10 protein-coding genes are annotated in these 15,545 nt (G+C 37.0%); 7 read left to right on the forward strand and 3 right to left on the reverse strand.

Annotation, left to right across the window (positions count from 1 at the left end; genetic code table 11):
* Positions 1-463: 463 nt before the first annotated feature.
* The 3 genes from GQR39_RS18255 (at position 464) to GQR39_RS18265 (ending at position 4,912) form a co-directional block, all read left to right on the forward strand.
* Positions 464-991: an RNA polymerase sigma factor gene (locus tag GQR39_RS18255; protein WP_240918225.1), complete on the forward strand. Its 528-nt coding sequence runs from the start codon at positions 464-466 to the stop codon at positions 989-991.
* 63 nt (positions 992-1,054) lie between these two features.
* On the forward strand, positions 1,055-2,032 hold the full coding sequence (locus tag GQR39_RS18260) for a FecR domain-containing protein (protein ID WP_165736293.1): 978 nt from the start codon (positions 1,055-1,057) through the stop codon (positions 2,030-2,032).
* Positions 2,033-2,056: 24 nt separating this feature from the next.
* The gene (locus tag GQR39_RS18265; RefSeq protein ID WP_165736294.1) at positions 2,057-4,912 is read left to right on the forward strand and encodes a TonB-dependent receptor; all 2,856 of its coding nucleotides are present in this window, start codon (positions 2,057-2,059) and stop codon (positions 4,910-4,912) included.
* On the opposite strand, the gene GQR39_RS18270 is transcribed toward GQR39_RS18265, so the two are convergent.
* Positions 4,909-6,696 (reverse strand): metallophosphoesterase, encoded by a 1,788-nt coding sequence (locus GQR39_RS18270; RefSeq protein ID WP_240918226.1) that lies wholly within the window; start codon positions 6,694-6,696, stop codon positions 4,909-4,911. The two genes, GQR39_RS18265 and GQR39_RS18270, sit on opposite strands and share 4 nt — an antisense overlap.
* Positions 6,697-6,876: 180 nt before the next feature.
* On the opposite strand from GQR39_RS18270, the gene GQR39_RS18275 reads away from it, so the two are divergent.
* The 3 genes from GQR39_RS18275 (at position 6,877) to GQR39_RS18285 (ending at position 11,941) form a co-directional block, all read left to right on the forward strand.
* Entirely contained in the window at positions 6,877-7,938 is a 1,062-nt protein-coding gene (locus tag GQR39_RS18275) for a Ca2+-dependent phosphoinositide-specific phospholipase C (protein ID WP_165736295.1), read from the forward strand.
* 21 nt (positions 7,939-7,959) lie between these two features.
* Positions 7,960-10,683 (forward strand): TonB-dependent receptor, encoded by a 2,724-nt coding sequence (locus GQR39_RS18280; RefSeq protein WP_165736296.1) that lies wholly within the window; start codon positions 7,960-7,962, stop codon positions 10,681-10,683.
* 364 nt (positions 10,684-11,047) lie between these two features.
* Entirely contained in the window at positions 11,048-11,941 is an 894-nt protein-coding gene (locus tag GQR39_RS18285) for a LysR family transcriptional regulator (protein WP_165736297.1), read from the forward strand.
* Positions 11,942-11,985: 44 nt separating this feature from the next.
* On the opposite strand, the gene GQR39_RS18290 is transcribed toward GQR39_RS18285, so the two are convergent.
* On the reverse strand, positions 11,986-12,858 hold the full coding sequence (locus GQR39_RS18290; RefSeq protein WP_024591184.1) for a DMT family transporter: 873 nt from the start codon (positions 12,856-12,858) through the stop codon (positions 11,986-11,988).
* Between the two features lie 626 nt (positions 12,859-13,484).
* Here GQR39_RS18290 and GQR39_RS18295 point away from each other — a divergent pair.
* Positions 13,485-13,865, forward strand: a complete 381-nt coding sequence (locus GQR39_RS18295; RefSeq protein WP_024592992.1) for a GreA/GreB family elongation factor — start codon at positions 13,485-13,487, stop codon at positions 13,863-13,865.
* Between the two features lie 230 nt (positions 13,866-14,095).
* On the opposite strand, the gene yegQ is transcribed toward GQR39_RS18295, so the two are convergent.
* Complete coding sequence (gene yegQ / locus GQR39_RS18300; RefSeq protein ID WP_165736298.1) at positions 14,096-15,481, reverse strand: tRNA 5-hydroxyuridine modification protein YegQ; 1,386 nt, start codon at positions 15,479-15,481, stop codon at positions 14,096-14,098.
* Positions 15,482-15,545: the final 64 nt, after the last annotated feature.

Below are 15,545 nucleotides of genomic sequence, written 5' to 3' on the forward strand. Positions count from 1 at the left end.
TAACACACCATTTTATTTTTAGGTGTAAATTACAGCCGCGAATTATGCCTATTTTTCTCTGTTGCTTTGTTGATCCTAATCAATAAAAATAGCTGCACATTTACTAAGTTTGATACTATTATTTTAACTTTTCTATGTCATTTTTTAAGTTAATATAAAACTAGCTGATCTGCCGAAAAGCGCTTAAGCCCTCTAGTCATACGCTAATCTCGCTAAAAGAACATTCAAATAAGTGATAACAAGGGAATATAGTACCTCCAAAAATTTAGTCTTTCTCAAAACGTTATTTGCTCAAATACTCTATGCCTAAAATTAAACCCTATTTAAAGCGTTAAGATGCTCTAAATGATAATTTATTCTTCGTATCATTACTTCAATTTACTTAATCGCCCAAGCGTACCTGTAATCAATTGGTCATATTATTCACTTAGTATTTATTTAAAATAAAATTCTAGACTGAGTAATGAAGACTTTTAAAAGCCCCCTGCCATCGAATTTAAATATTTCTTCTGAACAAAGCGATGTAAAAAACGTTATCAGCCATATTCGTAAGTTTGTTAGTCGTCGAACAAATAATACCGATGACGTAGACGACCTAGTCCAAGAAGCTTTGCTGAGAACTTTAAATAGAAATGACACATTAGAAATTGAAAACTTTCAGGCGTACATAAATCAAGTCGCAAAGTCTGTTATGTATAGTGATTGGCAAAAAAATAAAAGCCAACCAAATAAAGCAGAAGATATTGAGCTTTTTACAGATGATAATAGCGATCCAGAGGCACAGTCTATTACAGAGCAAAAGCTCGAGCTTGTTAAAAGTGCGTTGGAAGAGTTGCCACCTTTAAGAAGAAAAGTATTTATGCTTCGACGTATTAACGGATTAAGTCGCGAAGAAATTAGTCTGCAGTTAAATATGAGCCAAGAATCTGTAAAAAAACATATTACGCGCGCAATGATACAAATAACGCTTCACATAGAAAAAAATCAATAAAAATGTCCCCTTTATTACACTTTTACGCTCTTTATATTTAATCAACGCAGGTTAGGTTTTTTAATGAACGAACAACGCTTAGAACAGGCAGCAGATTGGGTAGATCGGATTAATGATTTAAATGATCATGACCGTAAAGAACTATCGCTTTGGTTAAAATGCACAGAAAATAAGGCTGCATTTGAGAAAATAGCCAATGTATTTGGCGATCCTGCTGTTAAACAGGCTCTACACATTTACACTAAACAATATAGTTTACCGACTCCAATAATTACGCCTAATGCTAAACGTTCTAGGGCTTTCCCTATGCTCGCCTTAGCAGCTAGTTTTAGCGCTATTGCTTTTGCAGTGTACTGGCTTTCTATATCTCAACAAGCGTTTACACCAACACCTATTGCAAAAACAGCAGTTGAAACTAACCTACCTCAGCTTTTAGAAGCACGTTTAGGCAAACGTGTATCTAAGTTATTAGATGACGGTTCATATTTACACTTAAATGCAGATAGTGAGTTGACTGCGCACTTACTACCACACTCTAGGCAAATCGAATTAAAAAAAGGACAGGTTTTTTTTGATGTAGCCAAAGATAAAACACGGCCATTTATAATAAATTCCGGACAAGTAAGCATTAAAGTACTAGGTACTTCTTTTGATGTAGAGCGCAATAAGGATGAAGTAGTGGTAACAGTGTACGAAGGCAGGGTAGAAGTCTCGGCCTTAGATAAAGTGATATTAACTTCCTCTCAACAAGCTGTTATAAAAAATGGACATATAGCTGTAGATTATAGCCAGCAGTTGGCACAACTCCCTGCTTGGCGAATGGGTTGGATTGATGCAAAAAAAGAACCTCTAACCACTGTTATTAAGCAATTGCAGCGTTATAGCCCTATGGTAATTAAAGTAGATAGCGCACTAAATAATACTTTAATTAGCGGACGATTTAATCTCGAAACGCCGCAACAAAGCCTTATGCTAATAGCATCTACTTACAACTGGAATGTAGAAAAAAAGAGCAACGAACTTCATTTAATGCGACCTTAAATGAAGTATGTTGATTAAACTCTTATGCTAAAACATGTATGTACATTAAATAAACGTATTTTAGTGTACTTTTTTATTGCTGTTAGTTGCTTAACAGCAATGCCAAGTGCCGCAAAAAACATACATACGTTTGTTTATATACCTGCCGGTTCTCTCAGTGACAGCTTAAGAGAAGTAGCAAATGCATATGCAGTCTCTTTTAGTAGTAACCCTTCACTTATCGACGACAAAACTACATCCACCTTAATTGGCGATCATACACTTGCTCAAGCACTAGATTTTTTATTAATAGGCAGCGAGTTAACATATAAAATTCAAGACAAGGGTTTTGTTATTTTTCAACAAAAAATAACGACCAATAACGAAACACTTGAAGAAATAACAGTAAAGGGTATCCGCTATTCGTTGGCTCGCTCACGAAACTTAAAACACAATAATAAAACGATTAGCGAAGCCATTTCTGCACAAGATATTACCGACATTCCCAATACTAACTTGGCTGAAGCCTTACAGTATATTCCGGGTGTAGCCATTACTCGCGAAGCAGGCGAAGGTCGCCAAGTATCAATACGTGGCAGTTATCCTGATTTTAGTTTGGTAACACTCAACGGTATGCCTGTATTGGCAAATAATGATTCACCAATGGATAGTCGAGTGCAAAAACAGCGCGATCGTTCTTTCGACTTCAATATTTTACCTGCCGAACTATTTAAACAAATTCATGTAATTAAAGCCTATTCTGCCGACAAAATTGCAGGTGGAGTATCTGGCACTATGGCACTGCAAACTATAAACCCCTTAGATAATGAGGGGTTTAAATTTATTATTACCCCTGAGCTTGGCTACAACGACTATACAGGTACTGGCGCAACGCGTTATTCAAGCTTAATTTCTAACACCTGGAATAATTGGGGGGTACTTGCAAGCGTTGCGTACACAAACAGAGAATCGTTAGAGCAAGGCGCTAATACATTTCGCTGGCGAAATATTGCCATAGAAGGCGCTGATCTCTCGGCGTTAACTCAATCACAAGCTCAGCATTTAACTCAAGGCGATTATATAATCCCTCGCGGTAATCGCTACTCGGTATGGCAAGCAACCCAGCAGCGATTTGGGGCAAACCTATCTGTAGAGTACAAAAATGAAACCACGCATTTTGATTTTGATATGCTCTCTGGTTTTTTAAAAGGAGAGCGGCATGAATATCATTTATACCCAAGGGGGGATCAGTCTACGCCTATAATTAAAGGGCTAACAACAGTGACAGACATTCAAGCTAATGAAAATAATGAGCTTGTGTATGCACGTTATGAAAATGCACGAGTGGCAACCGAAAGCCGAACTCAAAAAATAAATACGGCATATCAGCAAGGCGTGCTGTCATTTTCCCAGCAACTAGATAAAAATTGGAAAATAAACGCCATATTAGGAAACGAGCGCTCAAAGTATGACATTCCTTACAGCAATAAAATTTATACCCAAGGTATAAGTGACGTTACGATTGATTACCGTAAAACGCCATTTTATGCCGATATTAAGTACAGTGAAAATTTAAAAAATCCGACAATGTGGCAAATGCATCATGGTGATATAGAGCAATATAATTCAAATAGTGAGTACACGTTTGCAAAGTTAGATTTTCAATATGACGTTAATAGTTTAATAACTCTTCAATTTGGGGCTGATTGGACGCTGTTTGAAAATGAAATGAATAACGCACAGCAAAACGATATTTTTTTTAATGAAATAGCCGATACACCACAACAGTTAACTGACCTTCCTGTATCGTATGTTTCATCGCAAATTGCACATAAAAAACAGCAGTGGTTAAAAATAAACACGAATGAGGCACTTAAGCTTTATGGCATTGACCCATTTAATGTACAAACCAATAATTTTTTAATCACGACCAAAGCAGAACATATAAAGGAATATAGCAGAGGCGCTTATACTCTATTAAGTACAGAGCAAGAAAAATGGGAGGCTCATATTGGTGTGCGTTACCAATCAGAATCTATAACATCTTACACTCAAGCGCCCTACTCCCCTATTTTGTATAACTTATGGTTGCCAACGTTTAATGGCTCATATTTTATCAACGATAATTGGCGATTTCGTGCAGGACTTTCTAAAAACTATTCAAAACCATTACTAAATTCACTCAATTTTGATGGCTCAAACGATACCCCCAATAGTACAAAATACATATTTAACTCAAATCTAAAACCTTACTTATCTTATAATAGCGATATTTCCTTAGAGGCTGATTTTAGTGGTCGCAGTTCGTTTAACATATCACTTTTTTATAAAGATCTAGAGGATTACATAGTCACAACACAAGCGCCTTTATTTGAAGATTCGCCGCCTACAACCTCCGATAGTCAATTACTTTGGCTAAGTAATGCAGAAACGGCCTATCAGTGGGGAGTCGAGGTAAGTTTAAACTACTTAATACATAATTCTGATTGGGGCATTAATATACAAGCGGCTTATAATAAAGGTAAAGTCACCTATTATGACTCAAATAGTGGCACTGCTTTATTTAAAAAAAACCTGCCTTTTTTATCTAAAATTACCGCATCAAGTATGATTTTTTACGACCACCCTAAATTCAATTTTAAACTCGGCGCTATTTTTAGAGATAAATATTTAGTGCGTGCTGGCAGCCTTTTACTCGATGAAAACGAAACCGGATTTATGCCGACCACCTATTGGGATGCAAGTGTAAATTATTATTTTTCTAATTATTGGAAACTTAAATTTAGCGCATTTAATCTCAGTAATGAACAAGAGCGACAATACAGTAATTCAACCCTCAGAGCTTACAACTCAACCACAAGTGGACGCACCTTTTACTTAGGGTTGAGTTATCAGTATTAAATGATTTTTCCTGTTTTTAAATCAACGCGGAAATTCTCCCCCTGGGTATGTTGACTAAATTTTGCCATTACTTTTATTAACAGGGCTAAGTATTGCTGTATTTGCGTATCTGTTTTACATGTCGATTGTGCTAAAAAAGTATTTAGTTGTTGATAAGTAAGACGCTTTTGAGGTGTTATATCTGCTGTTACATCACCATTTCGTAATAAATAAAAATCTTGAAGCCATTCTTTTGTCGATACAACTTCAAGCTGAGAGAGCAAATTAGGCGGTGCTTCATTTAAACATTGCATATTTGTAAACCAATCGGCTAAATGATGATTGTCATTTAACCATGCCACTAAATTTTTAGGCCAATCGCGTTTTAAAAAACGCTGTTTAATCAGCCCAAATAAATGTTGCTTGGTAAAATCACCATAACTCTTTGAGCTCAAAATAGTGCGGTCAAAATTATGAAGATTATGCAGGTTACGGTATTGCCATTCCTTTTCATATAAACTAAATAAATCATTAAAACCAGGTACATCGTCTAATGTATGGGTACTAATGAGCGCGGTTTGCTTTGCTAAATTTAGCTCTACAACTTTATATGCCGCTTTGTAAGCCGCTAAACTTGGCACTTGCACATTAACTAACTGGGAGTGCTGATTACTGGTTATCAGCGCCGTATCATTTAAATGCATATGCCCTGCAAAATGGAGCGTTAACCCTGTATCTGCCAATATTTTTGCTGTACGTGGTGTGGGCACTCTTAGTAGAGAAAAATGACCACGGCTAAACACTTTATGTAATTCGTCATTTGCATTGTCGTAAAACTCCCCCATTGGAAAGTGACTAAATGCAACCAGTGTTTTATTTTGTGCTTTGGCTCTTTTTACAACGGTTTTTATCCACTTTAACAATAAAGGCTTTGCATCAATTAAAGCATTATAGCCGGCACCAGACGACCCTTTAAAAGTGAGCGGTGAGTTTTGCCATTGCGGTACATACACATTGGCATCTATTGCCATTAACCAAACACCTTTTATGGGCTCAACTAAGTAGCTCGCATCTGGCATCGTTATACAATGATTAACATCATTAGGGTCACACCATATAAACTCTCGGTTTTTATAAGGTGTTTCATATAGCACGTCACTTTTATGTTTGCTAAATCCAAAGTCACTGAGAGTGCTTAATATTTCAGTGTAACCCCAGTTTTTTAAACCATCATCACATACAGACTGCTTAGTCATACACTTTTCATGTTGATAACTATAAACGCCAAACTCTTTACCTTGAGCCGTTAAGAAGTCAGCTTTACCTGCCGGAGTTGTAAATGGCTTTACGGGATCGTGATTACCCGGTATCGCAAAAAAACGCATTCCATATTTCTTTTCATAATGACCTAAAATACGCGCCAGTGCCCGCACATTAATAGGTTGACCATCATCAGTAAAATCGCCAGGTAAGGCGACTAGTTTTATTTTTTTTTCGGCTAATTCATCTAATACATGTAAAAAAACAAAATAATTTTCATTAAAAAGACGTGTTGAATGAAGCTGGGCAAGCATACTACGCACTAGTAATGGTTGCTTTGAGGTAACGTCCTTTGGTAGTTCTATATTATCTACGTCATGTAAATTAGCAAAAATATCATGTAGATGAATATCAGCTAAAAATGCCACTTTAACCGTCTCCATCTGCGACGCACTTTTAACCTCAAAGTACTCAATAGCACTTACTTTGCATGTAATACATAACCCAATCCATAGTGCTAACCATAGTACTTTGACTCTAATCATGATGGCTTTATCCCGTTTTTATTTCACTCATTATTTAGAGCGAGGTAATGGATAAAAGGGGACATAAAATTTTATAAACATGCTTTTCTATTATGAAACTTTTATTAAATGCATATTTTTGTGTCCCCTAATTTATAAATGCTCGCTCTTAGATAGCAAACTCAACAATTGAGACGTGCTATGCCATTTTTTATTTTTATTATTTTTGCAGGTTATGTAAGCAGTGTTAGCGCTAAGCCATTAAACACCCTGCAAATGATTGGCTCACATAACAGCTATAAAAAAACATTAAACGTAAGCGTTAAACATAAATTAAATGATTTAAGCCCCAAGCTAATGGCCCGTATTGATTACGGTCATTCATCTATTATTAAACAGTTAAATAGCGGTGTTCGCCATTTAGAAATTGACGTTTTAAAAGACCCTAATGGGGGTTTATACATAAAACCTTGGGCTAATACTTTTGCAACAACGCCTTTGTTTAATGAGTTAGAAAAAAAGCAATTAGCTACTCCTGGATTTAAAGTAATGCACATTCCCGACATTGATGTGCAAAGCCATTGTGTGTTGTTTAGTGGCTGTTTGAATACATTGAAAGCATGGTCAGAGGCAAATCCGCAGCACTTTCCAATTGTTGTAATGCTCAATGTAAAAGAAACACGATCTGATTTAGTTCTGGGGAATAATCCATTTAAATTTACACCGAAAGATTATTATTTACTCGATGAAGTAATTCAAAAATCGTTACCTAACTTATTATTCACGCCAGATGATTTACGCAAAACGCCATTATCTTTAAACCAAACAGTCATTAAGTTTGGGTGGCCAAGTACACGTGCCTTAGCAGGTAAGTTCATATTCTTATTTGATGGCAATACACAACAATCCGCACTTTATAAACAAAATAGGCCTTCGTTAAAAGGGGCTAGCATGTTTGCCCATTATGATGAAAACCACCCCGAAGCTGCTTTTATGATTGTGAACAACCCTATACGCGACTTTTATAAAATTCAGCAACTTGTATTAAAAGGCTTCATGGTGCGTACCCGCGCAGATGCAAATTTAAGTGCCACTAATTCGCAACGAACAATGCAGTTTAATGCTGCAAAAAATAGCGGCGCACAAGTAATTTCAACCGATTTTATACCCGGCTCGCCACAGCAGGCGCGCTTTAACTATGTGGTGCAATTTGACGAAGGTCATTTAGTGCGCACAAACCCTTTTATTAATAATCAACTTTAAATTAAAAACCAAGGAAGCATCATGTTGAACAAACCATCTCGTACGCTTTTAGCAACGGCTATAATGAGTTCATTAGGCGCGTCTAATTATGTGTATGCAGAACAATCTGCGCAAACAGAAGTGGAAGAAATTGTTGTACAGGGTTATCGCAACAGTTTGTTAAAAGCAAAAGATTTAAAACGAAATGCTGTGGGCGCACAAGATTCTATTGTGGCTGAAGATATTGCAGATTTTCCCGATCTAAATCTAGCAGACTCACTACAACGTGTACCTGGCATTGCCATAACTCGAGAGGGCGGCGAAGGCCGACAAATTTCGTTACGAGGCTTGGGTCCAAACTTTACACAAGTACAACTCAACGGTATGGAAGCTTTAGGTACATCGTCTTCAGCAATGGATAGCCGAGGTTCCGTAAGTCGCTCTCGCGCTTTTGATTTTAATATATTTGCTTCTGAGTTATTTCAACGCGTTGATGTGAAAAAATCATTTTCAGCCGAAATGGATGAAGGCGGCATAGGCGGCACTGTTGGGCTTCATACAGCTAAACCATTTGATTTTGATGGTTTTAATACTGCTCTATCAGGTCAACTTGGCGACAACTCACAAACCGATGATGTTAGCCCACGAGTTGCAGCGCTTATCTCAAATACATGGGATGATAAATTTGGTGCATTATTTTCAATTGCATACAGCAAACGTGATGTAAATGAGCAAGGTTACAATACCTATCGCTGGCGCAAAAAAAATGCATCAGGCTCAGATATATCTGAACTATCAGATGAATTACAAGATAAAATTAACAACGAAGAAGTGAGCTTTTCTCGTGGTAGCCGCTATTCATTATTTGAAAACGAACAGGAACGTTTAGGGACGACCCTTGCTCTGCAATATCGCCCAAATAATAACCTTGAATTTAGTTTTGATGCTTTATATGGTGAACTGAATAATGATCGCAGTGAATTCCACTTACAAAACCGAGGCTCAAGCTCAACAGCTCTTGGCTGTACAGGCCCTGCTTATAACAACGAGCAAGTATGTTCAAAGCTCACAGCACTTGAAATAAATGAAAATAACGACGCTATTTACTCAGTATACGAAGATGCCGCAATACACTCAGAAAGCCGCAGCCAATATGCAGACACTAAAATAAGCCAATTTGTATTAAAAAGTGACTGGCAAATTACAGAAGATTTAAATATGACCGCTCTCGTGGGGCGCTCAGAAACTAAATTTAATACCGGGAGTGTTAAAGTTTATCTAGAAACATTTGGTGATGAAACAATTGATTACCGCCAAGATGCTTATTATGGTGAAAACACATACGGGTTTGAGCCTACAGACAGTAGTTTATTTCGTTATCACGAAATTGATATATCTGAAGAAGAAATAACTAATACATTCGACTCTATGAAATTAGATTTTAATTACACACTAAACAATGCTTCAAATATAAAGTTTGGTGTATCTAATAAAAAGTTTGAAAGTGAAAACGGTGAAACTAAATCTGACAACATTAATCGCAGTGATTGGGAGGATGGCGTACTGGATGACACGGTAGATTCAAGCCTTACATTTACCAATACCGCACACAATAAACAACAATGGGTAAGTGTTGATGTACTAGGCACTCTAGCGAGTATGAATATCGACCCTAACTTAGATAACCCTGATTTTACCGATAACGTACAAGAAAAAACCTTTGGCGCTTATTTGCAGTACGAAGCTGAATGGGAACTAGGCTCAGGTTACTTAATGGGTAATGCGGGTGTGCGCCATTACGATACTACTACCAATGCTATAGGGTTAATAAATGGAGAAGTAGTTGACGTTGAAAATACCTATTCAGGGTTACTACCCGCTATAAATTTAGTGTGGGATAGTAATAACAGTTTAGTGCTACGTGCAAGTTATGGCGAAAACCTCACCCGCCCTTCACTCGCTGCATTAGTGCCAACAGGTGTAGTACAAAATGATGCCACATCAACCAATGGCCTAAGTATCAGTTCAGGAAACCCAAACCTTAAACCATACGAGTCAGTTAATTTCGACTTTTCAGTTGAATATTACTTTGAAAATATAGGGTATGCAGCCGTAAGTTACTTCCATAAATCTATTGATAATTTCATTATCACCGAAACATATGACATTCCATACAGCCAGACTGGCTACCCAGTTAGTTTATTAGGCGACGTAGACGAAAACGGCAACCCACAAACAGCAAGTACTGTTTTTACCGTTATTCAACCACAAAATTTAGATGAAAGTGATATTAGTGGCTGGGAACTGGCCTTTCAACGAGATCTCGACTTTTTACCTGCTCCTTTTAATAACTTAGGTGTTATTGCGAATTATACCTTTGCTGATGGTGAAGCGCTGTACCGTAATGTGGGTAACTCAGGTGTTGATCAATATAAATCGTTCCCAGGACTTTCAGAACACTCTGGTAACTTTACAGTATATTACGATTCTGACTCATGGGGCGCACGTGTTGCAGCCGCTTATAGAAGTGACTATATTGCAGCAGTACAAGCGGGTAACGGCGATGAAGACGAAAACGGTTTTCATGCCAGCACATACATAGATGCATCCGCCTTTTATCAGGTTAATGAAAAGCTAAAGCTCACTATAGAAGCCAGTAATTTGACTAATGAACGAGAAGAGCAATATTCAGACTCCAATGATCGTTTATACAATACGACGGTTAATGGCCGTACTGTTTATTTAGGTGCCAGTTATCGCTTCTAAATTATAAAAATGAGGCTCTATTTTTGTGTAGAGCCTCTAATTATTTTTTAGGGATTCATCAAAAAAGACGACTTATAAAAATGATCACTTAATTAAGCGAATTTATATAGAGCACTCGATGTAAATCACTATTTGTAAATCTACTTTCAACGGCTCTAACAAGAACGATTTAAAACTACTTTTAATTTATTTAGATGAACAGATTGAGTTACGTTATTTACCAGTCCCCTTATTTAAGAGTTATTAAATTAAAATCACATAAAATTTGATTGCCTAATTTCAGTTCTCCCCCCTTTAATCTCTAATGAAATTTTAAAGCGTCGCTGTTAATATTGCCTACATCCTAAACAATAAAGTAGTTCTGATGGCAGCTAGTTATTCTCTCGATGATTTACGTTACTTTTGCACCATAGTAAAACTAGGTAGCTTTAAAAAAGCATCAGCAAATCTTGATATGTCACTATCAACTTTAAGCCGTAGAATACGTCTATTAGAGCAAGCTCTTCAATTAACGTTACTAAATCGAGATGCCCATCGAGTTACACTTACGCATACTGGCGAGTTATATTACGATCGCTATCGTAAACTGTTTGATGAAGTAGAGTGTATAGAGCAAGCACTTTGTGATGAGAAAGACCAACCTAAAGGGAAAATTAGGATCTGCGCACCCATTTACATGGGTAAACATTTTTTAAGTGCTATTTTTTGTAATTTTTTACTGCAGTATCCCGATATTCAACTAGATTTACGCTTTTCAAATAACCTTATTGATATTGAAAAAGAAGGGATTGATATAGCGTTTAGAGTAAGAAATCCTGCCATTGATAATTGGGTTATTAGGGAGCTTAAGCTTACTCACAATATATTATGTACTCACTTAAATCATGATTATCAATCCATCACTCATCCTAAGCAATTAGAAGATCACCCAAAAGTTACGTGCGTTGGGTTGGTACCGTGGCAATTAAAAAATCAGCACACGAACGAGGAATATAGCTTCAACCCAAACACACATGTTCGATTGGAAGTTGATGAAATTCAAATGATGAAACAAGCCGTTGAGTCTGGCGTAGGTATTAGCTACATTCCTGATTATATAGCATTACCACTTATTGAAGCCGGAAAGCTTAAACACATTCTTCCTGACTGGCAAAGTAAAGGGCAGCCATTTTCTATGCTTTATCGCGACAGAAAACAAATCCCTTATCGAGTGCGATTACTTATAGAGCATACACTGCAACACTTCACTAAAATGTAGCAGTGTAGGCTTTTCACAGCAAAGTAATTAAGCTAATTCATCTTTCAAAAACTAAGCCTTAGTACAATTACACCTAAAAATGCCGTTGTTAATCCTATAACTTCTTGGCGTGTAAAAGACTCTTTTAGAATGATGCGTGAATACAACAAAATAATTAAAATATTCATACCTGAAATCGCTGAAACTAGCCCTGTATTACCAATAGCAAAAGCCGATATTATTGCAACCATGCCAGCTACATTTGTTAAACCAATAAGTAACCCGCACGAAAATGTTTTACCGGCAGACCAATACGCTTGAGAAGAGCCTTGCTCTGCTAGCATTTTTTTACGCTTTACTAACCAACTAACGGCAAAAAGAAAGCTACCAAAACCAAACATAGACGTTAAAGTTGCAAACGTATCAGCCTCAAGAAGCGTTGATTGCTTACCCATTAAATCATTAAATGCAAAAGACAGTGCCGCGAGTAATCCCCATTGCGCGCCTTGTAAATTACTTAATGAGATATCGCTGGAGTAGCGAATAATATAAAGGCCGCCAAAAATAATAAAAAAGCCGATTAATTGAATAACAGTTAAGGTTTCTTGCCATAATAAAAAGGCAAATAAAAGTACAAATAAAGGCGTTAACCCCGACAGGATGCTAATTAAAGACGCTTTCCCAACCGAAAACCCTTTGTGCAAAAACCCATTAGCCGCAAAAGATCCAAAACCTAAAGCGAGCCCAACCGTAATATCAGCCCAGCCGTACCATGTGTGCTCAAACACCACAGTACCTAGCGCACTAATTATAAATCCCACAAAAAAAACACCGAATAATAATAGATTACGATTAATCTTTTTTTGTGAAGTCCATTGGTACATTATTCCTCGCGCACCAAAAAAAACAGTGGCGAGTAATGCAAAAATTATCCACATATAAATGAGACCCTTTATAATTTACTTTGATAAACCCGAATAAAAAGTGGTTATTTAACATTGTTGAATGCAATGACTATTACATAAAGGTTCTGCTGTAAAACACGTAGCCACTACAAAAGCGTTACCCGATACCTAGCTTCTACTCTATAAAATAAGCAGCTTAGACTTCACATAATAAAATACTAGCCACACAATTACACTTTAATAAACAACAACACCAGTATATTTAATCTATAAATATTATAAATAGGCATAAGTGGCACTATAGATCCCATAAATAGCACTTAACTATTTAGTCGCTCAACTTCAATCACATAGTGAGCAACTAACACACAGAGATAACAACAATTTAGTGGAAAAAAACGAATTTATAAAAACATAAAAAACAGTTTTAAACTGTCATTTTATCGCCAATATATTTTTAACCTAAAACTCAATTGACTTTATTTTTAAACTCAATATGATTAATTTAAACAAAGAGGATAATATGTTTACTTTAATCACATACCTGCTAAAAACAAATACCACCTTCGGAATTTAAGCCGAGTGTAACCCTTACACTCGGCAGTTACACTGTACCTTTATATATTTAAATTCGATTTAGTTTTTGTGGGGATTAGTCCGTGCTTTCTTTTCTGTTCGAGCGTAAAAAACCTTTCCTGTCTAAAAATGACTTCACAGACGCAGCGGTACTATTACAACCGCTGAAGCTTGCGTATTTACTACAAGAAGTCGAGTATTCACAGCGGCCTTGGTCAAAATTCAATCCGCATGTACAAATTAATAGCACGGTGGTTATTAAAAATATAACCACCGGTTTTAAGCGCCGTATAACTTTAGTGACTCCAAACCAACGAAGGCACTTTATTAGTGACGTATCATTTCACTCTCCTCTTGGGGTCGCTCTTTTAGGGCATAAAATAAATCATATTATTGAATATAAAGAAGCTGGGGAATCCCACCTTTGGGAAATAATAGCCATTAATATTAAGGAGGAAATATAGAGTAAATTATTTCAATTTTATTTATTAATTTTATATATTTAATTGGAGTTATTTGTAATGAGTAAAGAAAAACCTAAAAAACATGCAAGCAAAACATTAAAAAAAAAACGTAAAGAGCGAAGAGATAAGCTAAAGCAACTTGAAAAATAATTAATATTATTTTAAATAAAGTCGCAAACTCGGGGTTTTTATAACCCCGAGTTTTTTGAAAAAACTATATTCAGCTGTAGCTAAACAGCTTGTTTAAATGGATTACGAGTATCTTGGTGTTCCTCAAGATTACGCATTAAAATAGCATGCGCTAAGTTAATGTCTTCATCTAGCAGTATTTTTACAATGTGACCGGAGCCTTTAGCATCGCTAATACTTTCGCCCTTTTTGTTTTCCATATATGCAAGCTTAAAAGTAAAGTTACCTTGTGGTGTCATAAGCTCTAAAGAGTGGCCTGTACAAAATTTATTTTTAACGTCTATTTCAACTAATCCATTTTCGCAGCGCCCAAGTACTTCACCCACAAATTGCTGTTTAGTTGATACAGAATGACCGTACTCATAGTTTTGATAATCTTGGTGAGCGTGGCGTTTTAAAAAGCCTTCGGTATAACCACGATGCGCTAGATTTTCGAGAGTTTTAAATAAGTTAGTATCAAATGGTTTACCCGAAGCTGCGTCGTCTATTGCTTTGCGATAAACTTGTGCTGTGCGCGCTACATAATAAAATGACTTAGTACGCCCTTCTATTTTTAAACTATGTACACCCATTTTTGTTAACTGCTCTACGTATTGCACTGCGCGTAAATCTTTTGAGTTCATAATATACGTGCCGTGTTCATCCTCAAACGCAGGCATATACTCACCAGGGCGACCTTGTTCCTCTAGCATAAATACATCGTTACTTGGCGCGCCTTCACCCAGAGTAGGAATCACCTGTTTGGGGTCAATTTTATGCACCATTTCGCCAGTTTCGTTCTCAACACCAGGTTTTACATCGTAATCCCATCTACATGCATTAGTACATGTGCCTTGATTTGGATCGCGCTTATTTATGTAACCAGAGAGCAAACAACGCCCCGAATACGCCATACAAAGCGCACCATGTACAAACACTTCAAGTTCGGTGTCTGGGCAGAGTGTGCGTATTTCGGTTATTTCTTCGAGCGACAGCTCCCGTGATAAAATAACACGTTCAATCCCCTGTTTTGCCCAAAATTGCACGCTTGCGTAGTTAACTGCATTTGCCTGCACTGATAGATGAACCGGCATAGTCGGCCATTTTTCACGAACCAGCATAATTAAACCAGGGTCTGACATAATTAGCGCATCGGGTTTCATCGCAATAACCGGTTCTATATCACGTAAATACGATTTAACTTTAGCGTTGTGCGGTGCAATATTAGACACCACATAAAACTTTTTATTTTGCGCATGCGCTTCACTAATTCCTACTTGCAGAGTATCAAGGTCAAACTCATTATTGCGCACACGCAAACTATAGCGAGGCTGCCCTGCATAAACCGCATCTGCGCCATAAGCAAAAGCGTAGCGCATGTTTTTTAAACTGCCTGCGGGGCATAGTAATTCAGGAATAAAAGGCATTGAAGAAATAACGGGTGACATGTGCGCTCCATACATCAAACTGGGTTTAAGCCAGTTGCATAAGTAGTTAACCTGATGTAATGGT

Origin of the sequence: Pseudoalteromonas sp. C8 (assembly GCF_011378685.1) — a bacterium.
Taxonomy (GTDB): Bacteria; Pseudomonadota; Gammaproteobacteria; order Enterobacterales; family Alteromonadaceae; genus Pseudoalteromonas; species Pseudoalteromonas arctica.

Coding starts and splice junctions, on each gene's coding strand:
- GQR39_RS18285 (WP_165736297.1), top strand. CDS start 11,048: ATGGCAGCTAGTTATTCTCTCGATGATTTACGTTACTTTTGCACCATA.
- GQR39_RS18255 (WP_240918225.1), top strand. CDS start 464: ATGAAGACTTTTAAAAGCCCCCTGCCATCGAATTTAAATATTTCTTCT.
- GQR39_RS18280 (WP_165736296.1), top strand. CDS start 7,960: ATGTTGAACAAACCATCTCGTACGCTTTTAGCAACGGCTATAATGAGT.
- GQR39_RS18290 (WP_024591184.1), bottom strand. CDS start 12,858: ATGTGGATAATTTTTGCATTACTCGCCACTGTTTTTTTTGGTGCGCGA.
- GQR39_RS18265 (WP_165736294.1), top strand. CDS start 2,057: ATGCTAAAACATGTATGTACATTAAATAAACGTATTTTAGTGTACTTT.
- GQR39_RS18275 (WP_165736295.1), top strand. CDS start 6,877: ATGCCATTTTTTATTTTTATTATTTTTGCAGGTTATGTAAGCAGTGTT.
- GQR39_RS18270 (WP_240918226.1), bottom strand. CDS start 6,696: ATGATTAGAGTCAAAGTACTATGGTTAGCACTATGGATTGGGTTATGT.
- yegQ (WP_165736298.1), bottom strand. CDS start 15,481: ATGTCACCCGTTATTTCTTCAATGCCTTTTATTCCTGAATTACTATGC.
- GQR39_RS18260 (WP_165736293.1), top strand. CDS start 1,055: ATGAACGAACAACGCTTAGAACAGGCAGCAGATTGGGTAGATCGGATT.